This is a genomic window from Streptomyces sp. NBC_00237 (genome assembly GCF_026342435.1).
Classification (GTDB): Bacteria; Actinomycetota; Actinomycetes; order Streptomycetales; family Streptomycetaceae; genus Streptomyces.
Map to the genome: position 1 here is coordinate 1,098,900 of NZ_JAPEMT010000001.1, position 21,141 is coordinate 1,120,040.

Genomic DNA, 21,141 nt, shown 5'->3' on the forward strand with positions numbered 1-21,141 from the left:
CCGGAGCGGCTCCCGGACCTCCGCGGACGTCTTGGACACGGGCACCGGCCCTGACCCGGACCGTGTCCCGCGCGGGGACCGTCGTCGTCCCGCCCCCCGGGCAGCCGGGGGTGCGGCGGTCCCCGCGTCCGTACGTTCCCGGCGCCTCGGCGGGTGACGTTCCCGTGCGCTACTCCCAGTCGGAGTACGAGTCCCGGTCGCGGCCCCGGCTCCGGCCCCCGCTCCACGGTCCGCGCCACGTCGAGTGGACGGCGTTGACGCCGAAGATGCCGAGCCAGCAGACGATCAGGCCGAGGAGCCCGGCGTTGACGACGGCGATGGCGGAGAGCGGGATGGCCAGGAGCAGCGTGACGATGCCGAGGCCGAAGCGTTCGCCGAAGCCGCCGTCCCCGGAGGACGGCTTGCCGGGGCGGGAGCCGCCCCGGGCGACGACCATCTGCTGCTCGGCCAGCTGGCGGCGCACCCGCCGGTCGACCGTGGAGTCGAGACGCTGCTCGACCTTCTCCAGGAACGATTCGACCAGGGCCGCCTCGTAGTCCGACCCGAGTTCCCTGCGGGCGTCCACGGTGGCGTCGAGGTCCTTCTTCAGCTCGTGATCGCGCGTGCGGCCTTTTGCGTCCATGCTTCGACGTTACGGATCCGAGCCGTGCGCGGCATTGGGGATAGCCCCCGCACCGGCGGGAGGGAACGCCCCCGGCGCGTGGTGCGGTCTGTATATGGTCATGCAGGGTTACGGGTGGCTGAATAGGCGGCAGTGGTTCGGTTGGAGAGCAGGGAGACGGGGTCGGGCATGGGCGATACGGACAGTGGCACGGGGGGCGGTTCCCCCGCCGCGCGGCTTCAGCAGCTCTTCGAGGGGCGTCGGCTCACCCCGACCCAGCGGCGCATCGCGCACAGCATGGTGCGGCGGGCCGGTGAGGTGCCGTTCCTGTCGAGCGTGGAGCTGGCGGAGCTGGCCGGGGTCAGCCAGCCCTCGGTGACCCGGTTCGCGGTCGCGCTCGGCTTCGACGGGTACCCGGCGCTGCGCAAGTACCTGCGGGAGGTGGCTCCGGCCACCGCCGAAGGGGTGCCGGAGATCTCGTACAACGAGTACCAGCAGGCCGTCCTCGGCGAGATCGAGAACCTGCGGCACCTCGCGGAGCTGCTGGCCGACCCGACACCCGTCGAGCGGGCCGGTCAACTCCTGGCGTCCTCAAGGGTGTTGCCGGTGCTCGGGCTGCGCGCGGCGTCCTCGCAGGCGCGCGGCTTCGCGTACTTCGCGGCGAAGGTGCACCCCGATGTGCGGCTGCTCGACGAGGGCGGGTCGATGCTCGCCGACCGGATCGACGCGGCCCGGCGGGCGGGCGCGGACGCGCTGCTGTGCTTCGCGCTGCCGAGGCATCCCAAGGAGGTCGTGGAGGCGCTGGCGTACGCCCGGGAGCAGGGGCTCACCGTGGTGACGGTCGCGGACTCCGCCTTCGCGCCGGTCGCACGCCACAGCGATCTGCTGATCCCGGCGGCGGTGGGGACGGGGCTGGCCTTCGACACGGCGTGTGCGCCGATGCTGCTGGGGCGGGTGCTGCTGGAGGCGATGTGCGACGGGATCCCGGAGGCGCAGGCGCGGCTGGAGGAGTTCGACGTACGGGCGACGGCGCGCGGGCTGTTCGTGGAGTAGGTCCCGGCAGCGGTACGGCGGAGAGGGGGCGGGGGCGCTGTGCCGGGGTGCGCCCCCGCCCGGGGCGGCGCTCAGACCACCGGCTCTCAGACCTCCAGCTCGTTCTCGATCTTCTTGAGCTGGTGCCGGGCCATCGCGAGGTTCGCACGGCCCTTGTCGAGCGCCAGGTAGAGGAAGAGGCCGTTGGTGCCCCGGCCCCTCATCAGGCGGATCAGGTGGTACTGGGTGCCCAGGGTGATGAGGATGTCCTCGATCTCGTCGTTCAGCCCGAGGAGCTCCATGGTGCGGACCTTGGCGCGCACCACGTCCGTGTTCCCGGCGGCGGCGACGGTGAGGTCGAGGTCCTTGGCGCCTCCGGCGGTGCCCAGCGCCATGCCGCTGGTGTAGTCGACGAGGGCGACGCCGACGGTGCCCTCGATGGTGGTCATTGCTTCCTTGAGGGCGGCTTCGGTGTTGGCCATGGCGGTAGCACTTCCTTCGTTTGGGTCAGTTGGGTGGAGTGGTGGTGCCGGGTGCGCTCGGTGTGTTCTGGGCGCTTGGTGTGGGTGGTGCGCTCGGTGTAGGTGGTGCGGGTAGTGCGGGTGGTGCACTCGGTGTGGGTGGTGTGTTCTGGGTTTCTGTGCGGTCCATGAGTTCGCCGATACGGGCGCCGGCCCGGCGGGCTTCGAGGTGCAGCCGACCCACGTTGATGCGGGGCTCGGCGAGCAGGGTGAGCACGGCGCGGGCTCCGGCCGCGTACGTGGCGACGTAGCCGTTCTCGCCGCGCACCAGCAGTTCCCGGAAGCCGCCCTGGCCCGTCGTTTCGGTGAGGCGCAGGGACACGCCGAGGGCGGCGGCGGTGAGGGCGGCGACGCCCTCCGGTTCGATGCCGGGGGCGTCCTCGGCGAGCACCAGGCCGTCCACGCTGGCGGCGACGGCTCCGGTCAGCTGGGGGAGTCTGGCCCTCAACCGGCCCAGTTCGGCGCGTACTTCGGGGTCCGGGGGCAGGGGCTGCGGCAGGGCACCCCTCCTTTCGGCCCGCTTGTCGGCCCGTATCGCACGGGTGCGCAGGGCGCGTTTCACAGCGCCTCCAGGGCGTCGCGGAGCCGGCGCAGCAGGGCGACGTCCGGGTCCTCCGACATCCGGGCCACCCACTGCGGTACGGCGGGGGGCGGCGGCGGTGTGTCGCGCGGCGTGCGCACCGCACCGGCCGCCGCCAGTCTGCGTACGTCGATCAGGGTGTGGAACGCGGGCCGTCCGAGCAGCCGGGCGATGTCCACGGGGGTCCGCAACCCGTCCGCGAGGTCGAGCACGTCCCGCTGGCGGCGGGGTATCGGGGTGTCCGAACTCGCGCGCTCCACGGGGAAGTTGTCGATCTGGGGGTGCGGCCAGAGGGCGTCCAGCAGTTCTCGTCGGCGCAGGCACTCGCGGGCCACGACGTGTGCGGACACGGGCCGCACCGGGCCCATCCAGTGCGCGACCCCGTGCCGGAACCGGGTGGGGCCGCTGCCGGGGGCCAGTGCGAAGTAGGCGGCGTCGAACAGGGCTCCCAGGTGGGCGAGTTCGAGTTCGCCGTCCGCGAGGCGCCCGCTGTCGACGAGGAACCTGCCGACCCTCCCCGCCGCCCCCGCCCGGTCGAACGCCTCCTGCCACCCTTCGCGGGGCAGCCGCCGGGTGAGCAGGACGTCCAGGCCGGGGGCGGCGGGGGCCTCGGCGTGCACGACCTGCCCGTCGGTGAGGTAGAGGGTGCCGTGGTCGCGCAGCAGGGCGCCGGTGGCGTGCTCGGCGGCGAGGCGGGCGAGCATGGGGGAGAGGGGTGGGGCTGATGCCTCTCGTGCCTCTCGTGCTTCTCGTGCTTCTTCTGCTTCCTCCGCTTCTTCTGCTTTTTCTTGCGGTGCTTCCAGGACGCTCATCCCAGTACCAGCCGTTCGGCGAGGTCGGCGAGCCGGAGCCGGGCGAGGGCGAGGTTGCCCTGCTCGCGGTCGAGCCAGAGGTGGAGGAAGACGCTGCTGTCGAAGGACGTCTCGACGTAGCGCAGGAGGTGGTAGTCGGTGCGGGTGGTGAGGATGACGTCCTCGACCGGGAGGCCCTTGGACTCGGGGTGACCGGCCGGCGCGAAAGTGATGTGCTCGGCGGCCATGCGGGCCAGCTCGGCGGACTCCGCGGCGGCGGTCTCGGGGTCCCCGCCGGGGGTGCTGCCCGCGGTGCCGAGGGCGAGGCCGCTGGTCCAGTCGACGACGGCGGCCCCGCGCGCGCCGGGCAACTCCATTGCTTCGACGAGGCATGCATCGATTCCGGACACGCAGAACTCCCCTTCCCGGTCCCGCCCGGCTTGCGCGGTGTCGCCGAGAGTAGCCAACTGGTGCCTCTTTGAAGGAAGTTCTGGCATATTCCATCGGAAGGGCCCCTTCCGCACTAACCTGTCTTGCGCAGCCCCCTTGGCTCATTCTTCGCCCCCCTCGCCCCTCCCGGGCTGCGGCCGCGCGCGGGGTGGCGCCACCCCGCTCCGCCTCCACCCGGCCCCCGGGCGGCGGGGTCACCCCGCTCCGCCTCCGCTAGGCCGCGGCACCCCGCTCCGCCTCCGCCGGGCCGCGGCACCCCGCTCTGCTCCGCTGGGCAGCGCCACCCCGCTCTGCTCCGCTGGGCAGCGGCACTCCGCTCCGCCTCGCCCCCTTGAGCTCCGCCGCGCGGGCGCTCCGTGCTCGCAGGGGCTGCGGAGCATGCCCTCAGGGGCGCGGGGAACTGCGCGACCAGCCACCCACTCAGCCGCGCGGCCGAGCGCTTTAGGTGAAGGGGCGGGACTGGGGCAGCGCCGCAGGCACCCCGGGTGCGGCGCACCCATCGGCTGAGGCCGGGCAGACGGCACCAGGGTGGGGCGCACCCGCCGGCGGAGGCAACGGCGGGCGGCACCGGGGTGGGCCCGGAGCGAGGGGGCCGCCCCCTTGCCCGCCCGTTCCGCCCCCGGGGCGGCCCCGCCGCCCAAGGGGGCTAGGCGAAGGCGGAGGCGGAGGGGGCAGGCCCCGCCGCCCAAGGGGGCGAGGGGAGCGGAGGGCGGAGCCCAAGGAGGCCAGGCACGGCGGAGCCGCACAGTGGTGACGGCCCCGCGCCCCTGACGAGGCACGGAGCGCCCGCGCGGCGGAGCCGCACAGTGGTGACGGCCCCGCGCGGCGGAGCCGCACAGTGACACAGCCCCGCGCCCCTGACGAGGCACGGAGCGCCCGCGCAGCGGAGCCGCACAGTGGTGACGGCCCCGCGCGGCGGAGCCGCGCACGGGTCTCCTCAGAAAGCCCAGCGGGTCTGGCTGAACGGTGTCCCCTTCCCGAAGCCGAGCACCTTCCTCGGTTCCACCTCGAACACCACCGCCCTCCCCTCCCCGTGCCCGAAGTGCCCGTCCGCCACCTCGAAGGCCCAGTCGCTCCCGTACTTCTCCAGCCACGCCCCCGCCAGCACCCGCAGCCGCCCGTCGTCCGTGATCCGCCGGGCCGTGCCCTCCACCACCAGGTCGAAGCCCTCCGCCCAGCGGTTGTTGCCGGTGGTCAGCACGAGGTTCGGGTTCGCCTCCAGGTTCTTCGCCTTCTGCTCGCCGGGGCCGGTGCAGAAGTGCAGCCTGTCGTCCCGCCACACCGCCGGGATCGGCGTCACGTGCGGTCGGCCGTCGCGCCGTACGGTCGAGATCCAGAAGAGCTCGGACGATGCGAGGATCTCCACCGCCCGCGACCACGGCGCCGCGACCGCCGCCTCCTCGCTGAAGTCGGTGCAGAGCTCCGTACGCACGGGCTCCCTGGCTGTCGTGTCCTTCGTCTCCGTCATGCGGGGGAGACTCCGCCCCGCCCCGGAACTCATCGGAACAGAGGTGTTGACTAGTTCTATTCAGAAGCACAGGATGTGAATAACAACATCATGGCACCGTCATGCGTCACGACCAGGAGGCATCCCATGTCAGGACCCCGACCCGTACGAGCCCCCCGCGGTACGGAGCTCAGCGCCCTGGGATGGCAGCAGGAAGCCGCCCTGCGCATGCTCCAGAACAACCTCGACCCCGAGGTCGCCGAGCACCCCGACAAGCTCGTCGTCTACGGGGGGACGGGCAAGGCCGCCCGCGACTGGCGGTCGTTCGACGCCATGGTGCGCACCCTCAAGACGCTCAAGCAGGACGAGACGATGCTCGTCCAGTCGGGCCGTCCGGTCGGCGTGATGCAGACCCACGAGTGGGCCCCGCGCGTCCTGATCGCCAACTCCAACCTCGTGGGGGACTGGGCGAACTGGGAGGAGTTCCGCAGGCTTGAGCAGCTCGGGCTGACGATGTACGGGCAGATGACCGCCGGGTCGTGGATCTACATCGGCACCCAGGGGATCCTCCAGGGCACGTACGAGACCTTCGCCGCCGTCGCCGCGAAGAAGTTCGACAACACCCTCGCCGGGACCATCACCCTCACCGCCGGTCTCGGCGGCATGGGCGGCGCCCAGCCCCTCGCCGTGACCATGAACGACGGCGTCGCGATCTGTATCGACGTCGACCCGCGCGCCATCGAGCGCCGCATCGAGCACAAGTACCTCGACGTGAAGGCCGACTCGCTGGAGCACGCGCTCCGGCTCGCCGTCGAGGCGCGCGACGCGCGGCGTCCGCTGTCGATCGGCCTGCTCGGCAACGCGGCGGAGCTGCTCCCGCAGATGCTCGCCGAGGGCGCGCCGATCGACATCGTCACGGACCAGACCTCCGCGCACGACCCCCTCGCCTACCTCCCGGTCGGCATGGACTTCGACGACATGGCGGACGCCGCCGCCAAGGACCCGGCGGGCTTCACCACCCGCGCCCGTGAGTCCATGGCCCGGCACGTCGAGGCGATGGTCGGCTTCATGGACGCGGGGGCGGAGGTGTTCGACTACGGGAACTCGATCCGTGGCGAGGCCCAACTCGCGGGATACTCGCGGGCGTTCGACTTCCCCGGCTTCGTGCCCGCGTACATCCGTCCGCTCTTCTGCGAGGGCAGGGGCCCGTTCCGCTGGGCCGCCCTGTCGGGTGAGGCGTCCGACATCCACAAGACGGACCGCGAGCTGCTGAAGCTCTTCCCCGAGAACGAGTCCCTGCACCGCTGGATCAAGATGGCGGGCGAGCGCGTCCACTTCCAGGGCCTCCCCGCCCGGATCTGCTGGCTCGGCCAGGGCGAGCGCGACAAGGCGGGCGAGCTCTTCAACGACATGGTCGCCGACGGCACCCTCGCCGCCCCGCTCGCCATCGGGCGCGACCACCTCGACTGCGGCTCGGTGGCCTCCCCGTACCGCGAGACCGAGGCCATGCTCGACGGCTCGGACGCGATCGCCGACTGGCCGCTGCTCAACGCCATGGTGAACGTGGCGTCCGGTGCCTCGTGGGTGTCGATCCACCACGGTGGCGGGGTCGGCATGGGGCGCTCCATCCACGCCGGGCAGGTGTCCGTCGCCGACGGCACGAAGCTCGCGGGGGAGAAGATCCGCCGCGTGCTGACGAACGACCCGGGGATGGGCGTCATCCGCCACGTCGACGCCGGTTACGACATCGCCGAGCGGACCGCCGACGCCCAGGGCGTACGCGTCCCCATGCGCGAGGGCGAGGGCGACGACGCGTGAGTACCGAAACGGCGGGCCCCGAGCGGGGGCCCGCCCCCGGCGGCGACTCCTTCCACACCATGTGGGCGGACCTCCTGCCCATCGGCCGCCACCCGGACTCCGGCGGGTACCGCCGTTACGCCTGGACCGCCGCCGACGCCGACTGCCGCGCCTGGTTCCGGGCGCAGGCGAAGGCGCGCGGGCTGACGTACGAGATCGACCGGAACGGCAATCAGTGGGCCTGGCAGGGGGACGCGAGCGCCGGTGACGCCGTCGTCATCGGGTCCCATCTGGACTCCGTGCCCGACGGCGGGGCCTTCGACGGGCCGCTGGGCGTCGTCTCCTCCTTCGCCGCGCTCGACGAACTCCGCCACCGGGGAGTGGAGTTCACCAAGCCGGTGGCCATCACGAACTTCGGTGACGAGGAGGGTGCGCGGTTCGGACTGGCCTGCGTGGGCTCCCGCCTCGCGGCCGGGCAGCTCACGCCCGAGAAGGCGTACGAGCTGCGCGACGGGGACGGCATCTCGGTGCCGCAGGCCATGGAGGCGGCCGGGTACGACCCGTCCACCATCGGGCCCGACCCCGAGCGTCTCGCCCGCATCGGCGCGTTCGTCGAACTGCACGTCGAGCAGGGGCGGGCGCTGGACCTGTCCGGGGACGCCGTCGGCATCGCCTCCGCGATCTGGCCGCACGGCCGCTGGCGGTACGACTTCCACGGCGAGGCCAACCACGCGGGCACGACGCGGCTGGTCGACCGGCGCGATCCGATGCTGACGTACGCGGAGACCGTGCTCGCCGCCCGCGAACAGGCCCGGCTCACCGGGGCCCTCGCCACCTTCGGCAAGATCTCCGTCGAGCCGAACGGGGTCAACGCGATTCCGTCGCTCGTGCGGGGGTGGCTCGACTCGCGTGCCGCCGACCAGGACACGCTGGACAAGGTCATCGCGGGCATCGAGGCCGCCGCCCACGAGGCCGCGACCCGTACCGGGATCGACCTGAAGGTCGTACGGGAGTCCTTCACGCCCGTCGTGGAGTTCGAGCACGCGCTCCGCGACGAGCTGGGGCGGCTGCTGGGGGGCGGGATTCCGGTTCTCGGGACCGGGGCCGGACACGACGCGGGAATCCTCTCCGCGTCCGTTCCGACCGCCATGCTGTTCGTACGCAACCCCACCGGTGTCTCGCACTCCCCGGCGGAGTACGCGGCCGAGGACGACTGCGTCGCCGGGGTCCGCGCGCTCGCCGACGTAACGGAAGGTCTCGCCTGCGCATGACGAGCACGAGCAGCACGACCTACTGGCTCGAACACGCCTGGCTCGACACGCACGTCGAGCCGGGCGTGGCCGTGGCCGTGACGGACGGCCGGATCTCCGCCGTGAGGACAGGGGCCGAGGCCCCGCCGCCCGGCGCGGTCGCCCTCCGCGGCCTCACCCTCCCCGGGCTCTCCAACGCCCACTCGCACGCCTTCCACCGGGCGCTGCGCGGGGCCGTCCAGGTGGGCTCCGGCACCTTCTGGACCTGGCGCGAGGTCATGTACGCGGTGGCGTCCCGGCTGACCCCGGACGCGTACTACGCGCTCGCGCGGGCCGTGTACGCGGAGATGGCCCTGGCCGGGATCACCTCGGTGGGCGAGTTCCACTACGTCCACCACGCGCCGGGCGGGACGCCGTACGCCAACCCCAACGCGATGGGCGACGCCCTCGTCGCGGCGGCATCGGACGCGGGCATCCGCCTCACCCTCCTCGACACGGCCTACCTCTCCTCGGGCTTCGGGGCGGCCCCCAACTCCCACCAGCTCCGCTTCTCCGACGGGACGGCGGAAGCGTGGGCGGAGCGGGTGTCGGTGCTGTCCGACTCGGCGTACGTCCGGCACGGGGCGGCGATCCATTCGGTACGGGCCGTGCCCGCCGCCGAGCTGGCCACGGTCGCCAAGTGGGCGCAGGACCGGGAGGCCCCGCTCCACGTCCACCTGTCCGAACAGACGGCGGAGAACGACGCCTGCCAGGCCGCGCACGGCTGCACTCCTACGCAACTCCTCGCGGACAACGGCGTGTTGGGGCCGCGCACGACCGGCGTCCACAACACCCACCTCACCCCCGCCGACATCGCGCTCCTCGGGTCCTCGGGCACCGGCACCTGCATGTGCCCCACCACGGAACGCGACCTCGCCGACGGGATCGGCCCGGCCGTCGCCCTTCAGCGGGCGGGCTCCCCGCTCTCCCTGGGCAGCGACAGCCACGCGGTCATCGACCTCTTCGAAGAGGCCCGTGCGATGGAGCTGAACGAGCGTCTGCGCTCGCGCACCCGGGGGCACTGGACGGCCGCCGCCCTCCTGCGGGCCGCCTCCGCCGACGGCCATGCGGCCCTCGGCTGGGCGGACGCGGGCACGATTGAGCCCGGCGCCCTCGCCGACCTCACGACGATTGCCCTGGACACGGTCCGCACGGCGGGCCCCGTCCCCATACTGGGCGCGGAAACGGCGGTCTTCGCGGCGTCGGGTGCGGATGTCCGCCACACGATCGTGGGCGGCCGCCACGTGGTCCGCGACGGCGTCCACATGTCCGTCCCGGACACGGCGGACGCCCTGTCGAGGTCCATCGGAGCGCTCCACGGGTGAGAGCGGGGGGTGAGGCGGGGCGGTACGGGCCGGGGCACAGGGTACGAGTCGCCTGCGCCACCGCCCCCCTGCCCACCCTCCCCCTCATCCCCGACCCCCGGAGAAGGACCATGACCACCCTCATCCGCAACATCCGTTCCCTCGTCACCAACGACCCCGCCCAGGGCCCCACCCCCCTCGGCATCGTCGAGGACGCCGCCGTCCTCATCGACGGCGACCGCATCGCCTGGGTCGGCCCCGGCAGTGACGCTCCCGCCGCCGACACCGCGTACGACGCGGAACACCGCGCCGCCGTCCCCGGCTTCGTCGACTCCCACTCCCACCTCGTCTTCGGCGGGGACCGGACCGAGGAGTTCAACGCCCGCATGTCCGGCCAGCCGTACCAGGCGGGAGGGATCAGGACCACCGTCGCCGCCACTCGTGCGGCGAGCGACGAGGAGCTGAGCGCGAACCTCGCCCGGTACCTCCGTGAGGCCCTCCGGCAGGGCACGACCACGTTCGAGACGAAGTCCGGGTACGGCCTCACCGTCGAGGACGAAGCCCGCGCCCTGCGCATCGCGGCCGCCCAGACATCGGAGGTGACGTACCTCGGCGCGCACATCGTGAGCCCCGACTTCGCCGACGACCCGGCCGCGTACGTGGACCTCGTGACCGGCGAGATGCTGGAGGCGTGTGCCCCGTACGCCCGCTGGATCGACGTGTTCTGCGAGAAGGGGGCCTTCGACGGCGACCAGGCCCGCGCGATCCTCACCGCGGGGAAGGCGAAGGGGCTGACCCCGCGCATCCACGCCAACCAGCTCTCCTACGGCCCCGGCGTCCAGCTCGGCGTGGAGCTCGACGCCGCCAGCGCCGACCACTGCACCCACCTCACGGACGCCGACGTCGACGCGCTGGCCAGCGGCAACACGGTGGCCACGCTGCTGCCGGGAGCCGAGTTCTCCACCCGCGCCCCGTGGCCGGACGCGCGGCGGCTGCTCGACGCCGGGGTGACGGTCGCGCTGTCCACCGACTGCAACCCGGGGTCGTCGTTCACGTCCTCGATGCCGTTCTGCGTCGCGCTCGCGGTGCGGGACATGGGGATGACGCCCGACGAGGCGATCTGGTCGGCCACGGCGGGCGGCGCGCAGGCCCTGCGGCGCGACGACATCGGCCGGATCGCCCCCGGCGCCCGCGCCGACCTCGCGCTGCTGGACGCCCCCAGCCACGTACACCTGGCGTACCGGCCCGGCGTGCCGCTCGTCTCCGCCGTCTGGCGAAACGGTGTGCTTGCCGTGTGAGGTCCTGGGTAGGCGGCTCTTTGCAGCACCCGGCACAAAAGAACGTTGGACTGCCCCGGATACGGCCTGGGGCAGCCCAACGTTCAAGCAAGGAAAGGGAGTTACTCGACGACGGTCAGGCCCTTGCGCAGCTTGACCAGCGTCCGCGACAGCAGACGCGAGACGTGCATCTGGGAGATGCCCAGCTCGTCACCGATCTCCGACTGCGTCATGTTCGCGACGAAGCGCAGCGAGAGGATCTGGCGGTCGCGGGTCGGCAGCGAGGCGATCAGGGGCTTGAGGGATTCGACGTACTCGATTCCCTCCAGGCCGTGGTCCTCGTAACCGATCCGGTCGGCCAGCGCGCCCTCGGAGTCGTCCTCCTCCGGCTGGGCGTCCAGCGAGCTCGCCGTGTAGGCGTTGCTCGCGGCCATGCCCTCGACGACCTCTTCCTTCGTGATGTCCAGGCGCTCGGCCAGCTCCGCCACGGTGGGGGAGCGGTCCAGCTGCTGGGCCAGTTCGTCGCCCGCCTTCGCCAGGTCCAGGCGGAGCTCCTGGAGGCGGCGCGGGACCCGGACGGACCAGGACGTGTCACGGAAGAAGCGCTTGATCTCGCCGATGATCGTCGGCATCGCGAAGGTCGGGAACTCGACGCCCCGGCTGAGCTCGAAGCGGTCGATGGCCTTGATCAGGCCGATCGTGCCGACCTGGATGATGTCCTCCATCGGCTCGCTGCGGGTGCGGAACCGGGAGGCGGCGAACTTGACCAGGGCCAGGTTCAGTTCCACCAGGGTGTTGCGGACATAGGCGTGTTCGTGGGTTCCCTCTTCGAGGGATTCGAGACGCTGGAAGAGCGTCTTCGACAGGGCCCTGGCATCCAGCGGCCCCACCTCGTCGTACGGCGGGATCTCGGGAAGGTCGGAAAGGCTGTCGGGCCGCTCCGTGGACGTCGGCGCACTGGCCGCCGCTCCGCTTCCGGTTCCTGTCTCGATCTGCTCGGGCGGGGGTGTCGACGCCGCGACCTGTTGGGTCCGGGTACGCGTCTCGTCGAGCCGGGGTGACATGGTCTCCTCCATCGTTCTCGGCATATGGCTGCCGATGCCGATACGTGTTCCTGCGGTGAAGCGGCGCCTCCAAAGCCGGTGGTGGGCGGACGGTGGTCGGATGTGTCCCTACTAGCCCTACCCGCTCGCGACGGGCCCGTGCAAGTGCCTTATGTCCGAATAAGACCAGTTCAGGGCGTTGTTCGACTACCCGTGCGTGTGAAGAAGGCGTAGTGTTCTGCTGCTGCCGTGGGCATACCGCGCAGCCTTGACGCGGCCTTAAGGTGCGCTTGAGTCAGATAGAACACACCGGCGCGGTGCGTGAAGACGGAACGCGCCGAGCAGGACCAGAAGAAGCAGGACCAGCGGGACCGGCAGGGCCCGTCAGTACGGGCAGGGCCTGCCGGGGCGAAGCAGTACCAGGCAGTACCAGTAGCAGAATGACGACGGCGAAAAGGGACGGGCATGGACCGCGGGACGGTCGGCAGCGCGAACCGGGGCCGGCTTCAGGTCGAAGTGCGGACCGAAGGCCGGAACGAGATCGTGACTCCGGCGGGTGAGCTGGATCACCACACGGCCGAACTGCTTCGGGAGCCCCTGGAGCAGGCGCTCGACGACGGGCGGACACGCCTCGTGATCGACTGCTCGCTGCTCGAATTCTGCGACTCCACGGGGCTCAACGTGCTGCTCGGCGCCCGCCTCAAGGCGGAGGCCGCCGGCGGCGAGGTGCACCTGGCGGGCATGCAGCCCGTGGTGGCCCGCGTCTTCGAGATCACCGGGGCGGAGGCCGTCTTCACCGTGCACGACACACTGGAGGACGCCCTCGCCACGACCCCCGGCAGTTGACACCGGCCGGACCCTTCCTGCGCACCGCGTGAAGCGTGTGGCGCGGCCCGTGGCGAAATCGTGGGTGTTCTCACGGTTCGGTCGGGCAGGAGGACTCACAGACCCTGCAAACGACGACTTGGTGAATCGGTGAGGTGAAACGCTGATGAGCACCCCCCGGCAGCATTCGCCGGGCGACCTCGGCCCCGAGCCGGACGGCATCGCCCCTGGTGCCTCCGGCGACGCCTCCGCCGTCGCGGAGGGCGCGACCGAGGCCCCTGCCGGGGTGAGGGCCGCGTCGCCGACGGGTGCTCCCGCGCCGTCCGTGTCCGGACCGCCCCCGCCCCTGTCGTCCGCTCCCGCCCCCGCTTCCGCTTCCGGCGATGTCTTCGCCGTGCCGGTCGACGTGCCCGTGGCGGAGTCGTCGCTCGGTACGGCCGCGCCGCTCTCGTCCGCCCCCGTCGCCTCCTTCGGTGTGCCCGGCTCCCCTGTCGGCGGAGCGGGAGGCCCCGCCTTCGACGCGGCCTCCGCGAACGCCCTGCGGCCGGGCGTCGGCGCCACCCCCGGAGCAGGAAGCGGTACGGGTGGGTCCGCCGACACCATCGCAGCCGCCGAAGCCGCGGGCCAGCTCCGCTCCCTCCCCCTGAACGGGGCCAGCGGGATCGTCCCTCTCGCCCGCGACTTCACCCGTCAGGCGCTGTACGACTGGGGCTGGCTCCCCGCGTCCACCGCCGACCGGCGCGCAGCGGCCGAGGACGTCCTCCTCGTCGTCTCCGAACTCGTCACCAACGCCTGCCTGCATGCCGAGGGCCCCGACTCCCTGCGCGTCGCCAGCGACGGCAAGGTGCTCCGCCTGGAGGTCACCGACCGCAGCGGCGGCGAGCCCGCACCCCGCACCCCGCACCGCGCGGGACGCCCCGGCGGCCACGGCATGTTCATCGTCCAGCGCCTCTGCCTGGACTGGGGCGTCGCCCGGGTCTCCGAGGACTCCGCCGTCCCCGGAAAGACGGTCTGGGCGGAACTGGCCGTCCCCGCCTAGCAGTTGGCTCGACGCTTCCCCGTCGGGCCGCGACCCCTGTTGTTGGAGAGCACGTCGATACGGCGTGCTCTTTGTCTTCCCCTCGTCAGGTCACCGGCGTACCTTGAGCGACCAATCTGATGCGCCGTCAGTAACCTGGCCGACCGTGCCCGGCCCGGTACCCGGCGACGCTCCGGCGTACGAGGGGATCACGAGGTGTCGTACCAGAAGCAGATGCGGACGCTGACCCGCAGGCCGGGCGCCCTGGCGCTCGCGACCGCGGTCGCGAGCTCGGTGGTGCTGATCGCCGCCCCCACCGCGCAGGCCGACGTCGTCGACGTCGACTACCAGTGCAAGACCCCGATCGGGAACAAGGGGGCGGTCTCCCCGATCGACATCAAGGCGGTCAAGAGCGGCAGCGGCTACACCCTCACCATGTCCTTCAAGAAGGGCGTCTCCTCCAGCCCGGTGGAGCTGGGCAAGGGGGCGATGAAGCCGAACGCGGTCATCAAGGTCGGCGGCGCGGACAGCGGCCAGGTCGCCGTGGCCGGACCCGCCAACACGTCGGCCCTCCCCGCCAACGCACCCATCAGGATCAGCGACCTGTCCGGGACCTACACCCCGAAGAAGAGCGGCAAGGTCACCTTCACCGCGGGCGTCCTCACCATCATGGCCCTCGGCACCACGACCACCTGCACCCCCTCCAACAACCCCAAACCCGCACTGGAGTTGGAGGTGAAGGGCTCGGGCGGCCCGGGCGGCTCCGGCGGTACGTCCGACGGCTCCGGCGGTACGTCCCAGAGCGCGCCGTCCGGCGGCGGGCTTCCCAAGACCGGGCCGCTCGACTCGGCCGTCGCACTCGGCACCCTCGGCGGCACCGTCCTCCTCGCCGGAGCGGCCGGAACCCTCTGGCTGACCCGGCGCAACCAGCGGTGCGCCACGAGCCCGACGAACTGACCGGCGGAGCGACGCGTGCGCCACCGCCACATCCCGCTCACCGCAGTCCTGTTGGGGCTGTTCGGGCTGTTCGGGCTGTTCGGGATGGTGTACGTCGCCGGGCCCGCGCCCGCCGCCCATGCCGCCGACGCGTGGACGGCGGGCCCGGCGGCCGGTGGCGGCACCGGCCCGGGCAAGGGCGGACGCCCGTACTTCTACCTCCAGGGCGCCCCCGGCACCGTCTTCGAGGACAAGCTGTCCCTCACCAACCCCGGCCGCACGCCCCGCACGGTCCGGCTGCGCGCCGAGGATGCCGAAGGGGCGTGGATCGCGCTCGCCGCCAAGGAGGTGACGGTGCCGCCGCGCACCCGGGCGGACGTGCCGTTCACGGTGACCGTCCCGGCCGCCGCCCAGCCGGGCGACCACCCCGGAGCGGTCGTCGCCTCCTCGACGGACGGCCGCGAGCAGCGCGCCGAGGTCCGACTGCGGGTCAGCGGGCCCACGTTGGCCGCGCTCTCCGTTGAAGACGTCCGCATCGAGGACGGACTCATCCGGTACGCCCTGGTCAACCGGGGCAACACCACCCTCACGCCGTACGTCTCGGTCCGCGTCGACGGCGCACTCGGGGGCGAGCTGCTGCGCCGGGACGCCCGCGAGATGAAGGAACTTGCCCCCGGCCGTCGCGCCGAACTGGCCGAGGTCTGGACCGAAACGCCCGCCCTCGACCGGGCCCGCGCCCGCCTCACCGTCACCGCCGGGCCCGGCATCCGCGAGGAGGGCAGCGCGGCGGCGACGTTCGTCGCGTGGGGCCCGGCGCTGGGCATCGGCGGGGGAACGGCCGCACTGATCGCGGCGGGCGCGCTGGGGATCGTACGACACAGGAGGACGAGGGACGCGGATGAGGGTTAGCCGGAGCGTGACGACGGTGGTGGCCCTGGTGGCAACCGTGCTGATTCTGCTGGGAGGTGGGTCTTCCGGGTCGGCCGGGGCCGTGTCCGTGGCCGCCGAGAAGCCGGGCGTCACCCTCTCCAAGGGAGAGGCGGGCAAGGGCGGCGAGATCACCGTCAAGGGCAGCGGATGGCGGCCCGAGGCCCTGCTGATGCTGCTGATCTGCGGCGAGGCGTCCCCCGCCACCGGCGTGCCCGGCGGCACCAACTCCTGCGCCAACGCCGAAGGCCGCGCCGTCACCACCGACGCCAAGGGCCGCTTCACCCGCGAGCTGGAGGTCGCCGAACCGCCCAAGCCGTGCCCCTGCGTCGTGCACGTCGCGACCGTCCAGGGCCAACAGGCTTCCTTCGACGCCGAGTTCAGGGTCGCCGGGCATCCCGTCGCGCCGCTCCCGAAGCCCGCGCCCGACGCCGGAAGGCTCGCGGTGGTGCGCCCCGCCGTACGGCTCGACGGGTCGGGGTCCCTGCTGACCTGGTTCGGCGCGCCCGAGGCCAGGAAGGTCGTGCTGAGGCTCGGCAACCTCGGGTCAGCGCCCGTCGTCGACCCGGTCTTCCGGGTCGGCACCTCGCACGGCGTGTTCGCCCCTTCGTGGGAGGAGCGGCAGTGGCGCGGCACGATCAGCCCCGGCAAGGAGGCCGAGGTCGCCCTTGCCGTGCAGCTCCCGGCGGGCGCGCACGGCGACTACCTCGTCTCGGTGAAGTACGGGACCACGGTCATGGCCGCCCAGCCGTGGGGCGTGGACCGGCCGTGGGGCGTGGTCCTGTTCTGGGTGCTGCTGGCGGTCGTGGTCCCGGCGGGGCTCTTCCGGCTCGGGATGGCGGTGGTGGACCGGGTGCGGCCCCAGACCGGGGCGGGGGCCGGGCGGCGGGCGCCGCGCATGCCCAGGACGCCGCCGCGCCACCGCACCGTACGAGGTCCGGGGTTCGGCGTGCCGCCCGGAGCGGGGGCTTCGGAGGAGCCGGAAGGCCCGCCGACCGCCGCCGTTCCGCTGCCCTGGTTCACCCCGGACAGCGCTCCGAAGCCGCCGCCCGCCCCGGACCCGCCGACCTTCCCGCACAAGGCCCCGCCGAGCCCGCCCGCCTTGCCCGCCGCGCCCGCACAGGTTTCCGCACCGCACGAGAGCACCGCCAACTCCCCTACTTCGAAAGGCAGTTCGTGAAGACGCAATGGAGGATGGGTGCGACAGGACTCGCACTGATGCTCACCGGTGCGGGAGTCCTGCTGGCCGCACCCCCCGCGACGGCCGCCGACGTCGCGTACAGGACGGAGTGCATTCCGCCGCCCATCTCGGGCCTCCCGCCGGTCCAGGGCACCACCAGGGCGTCCGTGACCGCGCCCGCCACGGCGAAGGTCGGCGACGAGATCGAGGTCGTCTGGAAGACGGTCGGGGCCGCATCCAAGAACCCCGACGTCCTCAACCTCGACAAGGACACCGTCAAACCGTCCGGCACGATCAAGGTCGGGGGAGCGGGGGCCGGTGAGCTGAAGCTGGAGGGGCCCCGGCAGAATCCGCCGATCCCCAAGAACAGCCCGATGGTGCTGCCCGACATGAAGGGCAAGCTGAAGCTGACCAAGGCGGGCGACGTCACGCTGACCCCCGGCGCGTACACGATCAACGTCAGCAAGCCGCTGTCGACCGACACCACGTGCACGCCGAAGGAGGAGGTCAGGCCCTCGGTGACGATCAAGGTGACGGACGGCGGGGGCGGCACCTCGGGCGGCACCGCGGCCGGTGGCACGACGTCCGGCGGCGGTACGTCCTCCAACGGCGGGACCACGTCGACCGGTGGCACCACGTCGAATGGCGGGACCACATCGACCGGTGGGACCACTTCGACCGGTGGCGGCGGCGACGGCAAGACCGACTTCCCCGGCAAGGAGGTCTCCGTCGATTACGCCTGCACGCCCCCCGGACCCGTCGGCATCAAGACCAAGATCACCGTCAATGCCAAGAAGGACGGCGGCGGTTACGCCCTCACCGTCGCCACCGCCAAGGGCGTCATGAACAGCCCCGCCGCCCTCCCCGCAGGCGCGCTCAAGCCGTCCATGCGGCTCACCCTGGGCGGCGCCGACAAGGGCAGTGCGAACGTCACGGGCCCCGGCAACAAGGACCCCCTGGAGCAGGGCAAGCCGGTCGACCTCCCCGAGATGACCGGCACGTACGAGCCCGGCGCGAGCGGCAGGGCGACCCTGGCCCCCGGCACCCTGACCATCGACGTCACCCTCGGCGGCCAGAAGATCGCCATTCCCTGCACGGTCAAGGGCGCGGCCCCCGTCTCCCTCGAACTCGACACCGCCGCCCAGCCGGGCGGCGCGAGCGGCGGCGGAGACTCGGGCTCGGGCTCGGGCTCGGCTTCCGGCTCTGACGGCGGTACGTCCTCCGCGGGCGCGGCCGGAGGCGACCTCGCCGACACCGGGGCCGAGGACGACGGCGCCCTGCGCGCCCTCGCCCTGGTCGCCGGAACCGTCATCCTCCTCGGAGGCGCGGTCTTCACCTTCACGCCGTGGCGGCGGTTGAGGGGCACCCGGTAACCACCCGGGACACGACCGCGGAAACTGCGGAGGGCCGCCGCACCGAATCCGGTGCGGCGGCCCTCCGTACGTACGAGACGTACGAACTACGAACCGCAGGTCAGCGGACCTCGCCCATCAGCGCACGGACCTTGTTGCGCGACATCCAGATCAGGAAGCCCGCCACGACGGCCGCGGCGGCCTCGAAGACGACGACGCCCGGGCTGTTGAGGTCGACCCCGGCGACGGACAGCATGCCCGTCACGCTGTCACCGGCGGTGACGGCGAGGAAGAAGACACCCATCATCTGCGAGGCGTACTTCGCCGGAGCCATCTTGGTGGTCAGCGACAGACCCACCGGGGAGAGGCACAGCTCGGCCACGGTGTGCATCAGGAAGATCAGCACCAGCCACCACATGGTGACCTTCGTGCCGTCGGTCGCCAGGTTCATCGGGATGAGGAACACGAAGAACGAGGCGCCGGCGACCACCAGGGCGATGGCGAACTTCACGATCGTGCTGGGCTCGCGGTTGCGCTTGGCCAGCGCCAGCCAGACGGCGGCGGCGACCGGGGCGAGCAGCATGATGAAGCCCGGGTTCAGCGCCTGGAAGAAGGTGTTCGGCATGTCCCAGCCGAAGATGCTGCGCTCGGTCTTGGAGTCACCGAACAGCGACAGCGTCGACGCGCCCTGGTCGAAGATCATCCAGAAGACCGCGGCGGCCACGAAGAAGTAGATGAACGCCGTCATCTTGGTCTGCTCTTCGCCGGACAGGTCCTTGTCCCGCTTGATCTTGACCAGCACCGCGATCGGGATCAGCAGACCGGCCAGGATGATCGGGACGAGCACCCAGTTCTTGGTGAGCGTGAAGACGTCGGTGAGGCCGACCAGCAGGTAGAAGGCCGCGATCACGGCGACGCACACGAGCGCCTTGGTGATGACGGCGCGCTTCTCGTCCGACGACAGCGGGTTCGGAGCCCGGTCGTCCGCCTTGTCGAAGCCGCGGGAGCCGATCAGGAAGGTGATCGAGCCGATCGCCATGCCGACCGCCGCCAGGCCGAAGCCGAGGTGCCAGTTGACCTTCTCGCCGAGCCAGCCGATGGCGAAGGGCGCGACCACGGCACCGAGGTTGATGCCCATGTAGAAGATCGTGAAGCCGCCGTCGCGGCGGATGTCCTTCGGGTCCTTGTAGAGGTGGCCGACCATCGTGGAGATGTTGGCCTTCAGCAGACCCGAACCGACCGCGATCAGACACAGACCGACGAAGAACATGATCTGCCCCGGCAGCGCCAGGGAGAGGTGTCCTGCGACGATCACGAAGCTCGCGATCTGGACCGTCTTGCGGGCGCCCCAGACACGGTCGCCGAACCAGCCGCCGGGCATGGCCATGAGGTACACCATGGCCACGTAGACGGAGTAGATGGCCGTGGCCGTGGCCGCGGTCATCGCGAGGCCGCCGCCCTGGCTTCCGGTCGCCGCGTCGGCGCCGCCGGAAACGAGGTACATCACGAGCAGTGCCCGCATGCCGTAGTAGGAGAACCGCTCCCACATCTCGGTCATGAAGAGAGTGGCCAGGCCGCGGGGGTGGCCGAAGAAGGCCGTGTCCTCGGCTGCTGCGCCGGGGGATTCCTTCGTCAGGCTGGACGCCATGGTCGATCCTTGCTTGCTCGGGACGCGTCCGCGATGCAGTTCTCGGGTACGCGCCCGGTGGGGGGCAGCCGGCACCGGAGCGGTGGGTGCCGCTCCGGGATCCACGCCCCGCATCGCATCGTCGCGCGCGGGGCCCGGCCCTAGGTCATTCACTTGCCGTCAGGATCGGTGAATCCGATCAAGCACACAAAAGGGCCTGTGGCAGTCATTGCCGCCAAAGGCCCCCGATTAGTGCAACAAACGTGTTCGACACCTTACGACACGACAGTGCGGCATATGGAAGGACTTGAGAGATGGATCACAGGTATTCATGGAACTATCTCCCCGCATTCAAAGGTCCTCCATCTGAATAAGGCACACACCTCCAGGCGTTCCCCATTCCTTGACGATCACTCCCGGGGCACCGGCCGCGCCGACTAACATTCCCCTCATGACCCGTGTACTGCTCGCCGAGGACGACGCATCCATTTCGGAGCCACTGGCCCGCGCACTGCGTCGAGAGGGCTACGAGGTCGAGGTCCGCGAGGACGGACCGACCGCCCTGGACGCCGGACTCCAGGGGGGCATCGACCTCGTCGTGCTCGACCTGGGCCTCCCCGGCATGGACGGCCTGGAGGTCGCCCGCAGGCTGCGCGCCGACGGCCACACCGTGCCGATCCTGGTGCTGACCGCCCGCGCCGACGAGGTGGACACCGTCGTCGGGCTCGACGCCGGCGCCGACGACTACGTCACCAAGCCCTTCCGCCTCGCCGAACTCCTCGCCCGGGTACGGGCCCTGCTGCGGCGCGGCGCCTCCGAGCCCGCCCCGGCCCCCGCCACGCACGGCGTGCGGATCGACGTGGAGTCGCACCGCGCGTGGATGGGCGACGAGGAGCTCCAGCTCACCGCGAAGGAGTTCGACCTCCTGCGCGTACTGGTCCGGGACGCGGGCCGGGTCGTCACCCGCGACCAGCTGATGCGCGAGGTCTGGGACACCACCTGGTGGTCCTCCACCAAGACCCTCGACATGCACATCTCCTGGCTCCGCAAGAAGCTGGGCGACGACGCCGCGAACCCGCGCTACATCGCGACCGTCCGAGGCGTCGGCTTCCGCTTCGAGAAGAGCTGATCCGCCCCCACGACC

At 71.9% G+C, this 21,141-nt stretch carries 20 protein-coding genes; 12 read left to right on the forward strand and 8 right to left on the reverse strand.

Features of this window, described 5'->3' with window-relative positions:
• Positions 1-169: 169 nt before the first annotated feature.
• Positions 170-622, reverse strand: a complete 453-nt coding sequence (locus OG897_RS04785) for a hypothetical protein (RefSeq protein WP_266653115.1) — start codon at positions 620-622, stop codon at positions 170-172.
• Positions 623-790: 168 nt separating this feature from the next.
• Between OG897_RS04785 and OG897_RS04790 the strand changes: the two genes are divergently transcribed.
• On the forward strand, positions 791-1,654 hold the full coding sequence (locus OG897_RS04790) for a MurR/RpiR family transcriptional regulator (protein WP_266653117.1): 864 nt from the start codon (positions 791-793) through the stop codon (positions 1,652-1,654).
• Between the two features lie 86 nt (positions 1,655-1,740).
• Here the strand turns inward: OG897_RS04790 and OG897_RS04795 are convergent, their stop codons facing one another.
• The 5 genes from OG897_RS04795 to OG897_RS04815 all read right to left on the reverse strand — a co-directional run bounded on the left by OG897_RS04795 (position 1,741) and on the right by OG897_RS04815 (position 5,443).
• Positions 1,741-2,115 carry a hypothetical protein gene (locus OG897_RS04795; protein ID WP_266653119.1) on the reverse strand — a complete coding sequence of 125 codons (375 nt, stop codon included), beginning with the start codon at positions 2,113-2,115 and terminating at the stop codon, positions 1,741-1,743.
• Between the two features lie 25 nt (positions 2,116-2,140).
• The gene (locus tag OG897_RS04800) at positions 2,141-2,641 is read right to left on the reverse strand and encodes a roadblock/LC7 domain-containing protein (RefSeq protein WP_266656572.1); all 501 of its coding nucleotides are present in this window, start codon (positions 2,639-2,641) and stop codon (positions 2,141-2,143) included.
• 71 nt (positions 2,642-2,712) lie between these two features.
• Complete coding sequence (locus OG897_RS04805; protein ID WP_266653121.1) at positions 2,713-3,438, reverse strand: transcriptional regulator; 726 nt, start codon at positions 3,436-3,438, stop codon at positions 2,713-2,715.
• A 104-nt stretch (positions 3,439-3,542) separates the two neighbouring features.
• Complete coding sequence (locus OG897_RS04810) at positions 3,543-3,935, reverse strand: hypothetical protein (protein ID WP_266653123.1); 393 nt, start codon at positions 3,933-3,935, stop codon at positions 3,543-3,545.
• A gap of 977 nt (positions 3,936-4,912) precedes the next feature.
• Positions 4,913-5,443 (reverse strand): pyridoxamine 5'-phosphate oxidase family protein, encoded by a 531-nt coding sequence (locus OG897_RS04815; protein ID WP_266653125.1) that lies wholly within the window; start codon positions 5,441-5,443, stop codon positions 4,913-4,915.
• 126 nt (positions 5,444-5,569) lie between these two features.
• Here OG897_RS04815 and hutU point away from each other — a divergent pair, with 126 nt between their 5' ends.
• From hutU to hutI, 4 genes are all read left to right on the forward strand, one after another.
• On the forward strand, positions 5,570-7,240 hold the full coding sequence (gene hutU / locus OG897_RS04820) for a urocanate hydratase (RefSeq protein ID WP_266653127.1): 1,671 nt from the start codon (positions 5,570-5,572) through the stop codon (positions 7,238-7,240).
• Between the two features lie 59 nt (positions 7,241-7,299).
• Positions 7,300-8,490, forward strand: coding sequence for an allantoate amidohydrolase (locus tag OG897_RS04825; RefSeq protein ID WP_266656573.1), 1,191 nt, complete (start codon positions 7,300-7,302; stop codon positions 8,488-8,490).
• The gene (locus OG897_RS04830; protein ID WP_266653129.1) at positions 8,487-9,833 is read left to right on the forward strand and encodes a formimidoylglutamate deiminase; all 1,347 of its coding nucleotides are present in this window, start codon (positions 8,487-8,489) and stop codon (positions 9,831-9,833) included. Before OG897_RS04825 ends, OG897_RS04830 begins: the two co-directional genes overlap by 4 nt.
• A gap of 110 nt (positions 9,834-9,943) precedes the next feature.
• Positions 9,944-11,110 (forward strand): imidazolonepropionase, encoded by a 1,167-nt coding sequence (gene hutI, locus OG897_RS04835; RefSeq protein ID WP_266653131.1) that lies wholly within the window; start codon positions 9,944-9,946, stop codon positions 11,108-11,110.
• A gap of 101 nt (positions 11,111-11,211) precedes the next feature.
• Here the strand turns inward: hutI and OG897_RS04840 are convergent, their stop codons facing one another.
• Complete coding sequence (locus tag OG897_RS04840) at positions 11,212-12,153, reverse strand: RNA polymerase sigma factor SigF (RefSeq protein ID WP_266653133.1); 942 nt, start codon at positions 12,151-12,153, stop codon at positions 11,212-11,214.
• Between the two features lie 444 nt (positions 12,154-12,597).
• Between OG897_RS04840 and OG897_RS04845 the strand changes: the two genes are divergently transcribed.
• The 6 genes from OG897_RS04845 (at position 12,598) to OG897_RS04870 (ending at position 18,391) form a co-directional block, all read left to right on the forward strand.
• Entirely contained in the window at positions 12,598-12,978 is a 381-nt protein-coding gene (locus OG897_RS04845; RefSeq protein ID WP_266653135.1) for an STAS domain-containing protein, read from the forward strand.
• A 517-nt stretch (positions 12,979-13,495) separates the two neighbouring features.
• On the forward strand, positions 13,496-13,996 hold the full coding sequence (locus OG897_RS04850; RefSeq protein WP_266656574.1) for an ATP-binding protein: 501 nt from the start codon (positions 13,496-13,498) through the stop codon (positions 13,994-13,996).
• Positions 13,997-14,209: 213 nt separating this feature from the next.
• Entirely contained in the window at positions 14,210-14,932 is a 723-nt protein-coding gene (locus OG897_RS04855) for a peptidase (protein ID WP_266656575.1), read from the forward strand.
• A gap of 15 nt (positions 14,933-14,947) precedes the next feature.
• Positions 14,948-15,820 carry a hypothetical protein gene (locus OG897_RS04860; RefSeq protein WP_266653137.1) on the forward strand — a complete coding sequence of 291 codons (873 nt, stop codon included), beginning with the start codon at positions 14,948-14,950 and terminating at the stop codon, positions 15,818-15,820.
• Positions 15,810-17,018, forward strand: coding sequence for a hypothetical protein (locus tag OG897_RS04865; protein ID WP_266653139.1), 1,209 nt, complete (start codon positions 15,810-15,812; stop codon positions 17,016-17,018). Before OG897_RS04860 ends, OG897_RS04865 begins: the two co-directional genes overlap by 11 nt.
• A gap of 14 nt (positions 17,019-17,032) precedes the next feature.
• Complete coding sequence (locus tag OG897_RS04870; protein ID WP_266653141.1) at positions 17,033-18,391, forward strand: hypothetical protein; 1,359 nt, start codon at positions 17,033-17,035, stop codon at positions 18,389-18,391.
• Positions 18,392-18,491: 100 nt separating this feature from the next.
• On the opposite strand, the gene OG897_RS04875 is transcribed toward OG897_RS04870, so the two are convergent.
• Entirely contained in the window at positions 18,492-20,018 is a 1,527-nt protein-coding gene (locus OG897_RS04875) for a peptide MFS transporter (RefSeq protein WP_266653143.1), read from the reverse strand.
• A gap of 430 nt (positions 20,019-20,448) precedes the next feature.
• Between OG897_RS04875 and OG897_RS04880 the strand changes: the two genes are divergently transcribed.
• Entirely contained in the window at positions 20,449-21,126 is a 678-nt protein-coding gene (locus OG897_RS04880; RefSeq protein ID WP_266653145.1) for a response regulator transcription factor, read from the forward strand.
• Positions 21,127-21,141: the final 15 nt, after the last annotated feature.

Excerpts from the sequence above, each read along its gene's own strand:
- OG897_RS04790 (WP_266653117.1), top strand. The coding sequence starts at position 791 with ATGGGCGATACGGACAGTGGCACGGGGGGCGGTTCCCCCGCCGCGCGG.
- OG897_RS04875 (WP_266653143.1), bottom strand. The coding sequence starts at position 20,018 with ATGGCGTCCAGCCTGACGAAGGAATCCCCCGGCGCAGCAGCCGAGGAC.
- hutU (WP_266653127.1), top strand. The coding sequence starts at position 5,570 with ATGTCAGGACCCCGACCCGTACGAGCCCCCCGCGGTACGGAGCTCAGC.
- OG897_RS04815 (WP_266653125.1), bottom strand. The coding sequence starts at position 5,443 with ATGACGGAGACGAAGGACACGACAGCCAGGGAGCCCGTGCGTACGGAG.
- OG897_RS04870 (WP_266653141.1), top strand. The coding sequence starts at position 17,033 with ATGGGTGCGACAGGACTCGCACTGATGCTCACCGGTGCGGGAGTCCTG.
- OG897_RS04830 (WP_266653129.1), top strand. The coding sequence starts at position 8,487 with ATGACGAGCACGAGCAGCACGACCTACTGGCTCGAACACGCCTGGCTC.
- OG897_RS04845 (WP_266653135.1), top strand. The coding sequence starts at position 12,598 with ATGGACCGCGGGACGGTCGGCAGCGCGAACCGGGGCCGGCTTCAGGTC.
- OG897_RS04785 (WP_266653115.1), bottom strand. The coding sequence starts at position 622 with ATGGACGCAAAAGGCCGCACGCGCGATCACGAGCTGAAGAAGGACCTC.
- OG897_RS04880 (WP_266653145.1), top strand. The coding sequence starts at position 20,449 with ATGACCCGTGTACTGCTCGCCGAGGACGACGCATCCATTTCGGAGCCA.
- OG897_RS04865 (WP_266653139.1), top strand. The coding sequence starts at position 15,810 with ATGAGGGTTAGCCGGAGCGTGACGACGGTGGTGGCCCTGGTGGCAACC.
- OG897_RS04840 (WP_266653133.1), bottom strand. The coding sequence starts at position 12,153 with ATGTCACCCCGGCTCGACGAGACGCGTACCCGGACCCAACAGGTCGCG.
- OG897_RS04855 (WP_266656575.1), top strand. The coding sequence starts at position 14,210 with ATGCGGACGCTGACCCGCAGGCCGGGCGCCCTGGCGCTCGCGACCGCG.
- OG897_RS04825 (WP_266656573.1), top strand. The coding sequence starts at position 7,300 with ATGTGGGCGGACCTCCTGCCCATCGGCCGCCACCCGGACTCCGGCGGG.
- hutI (WP_266653131.1), top strand. The coding sequence starts at position 9,944 with ATGACCACCCTCATCCGCAACATCCGTTCCCTCGTCACCAACGACCCC.
- OG897_RS04805 (WP_266653121.1), bottom strand. The coding sequence starts at position 3,438 with ATGCTCGCCCGCCTCGCCGCCGAGCACGCCACCGGCGCCCTGCTGCGC.
- OG897_RS04795 (WP_266653119.1), bottom strand. The coding sequence starts at position 2,115 with ATGGCCAACACCGAAGCCGCCCTCAAGGAAGCAATGACCACCATCGAG.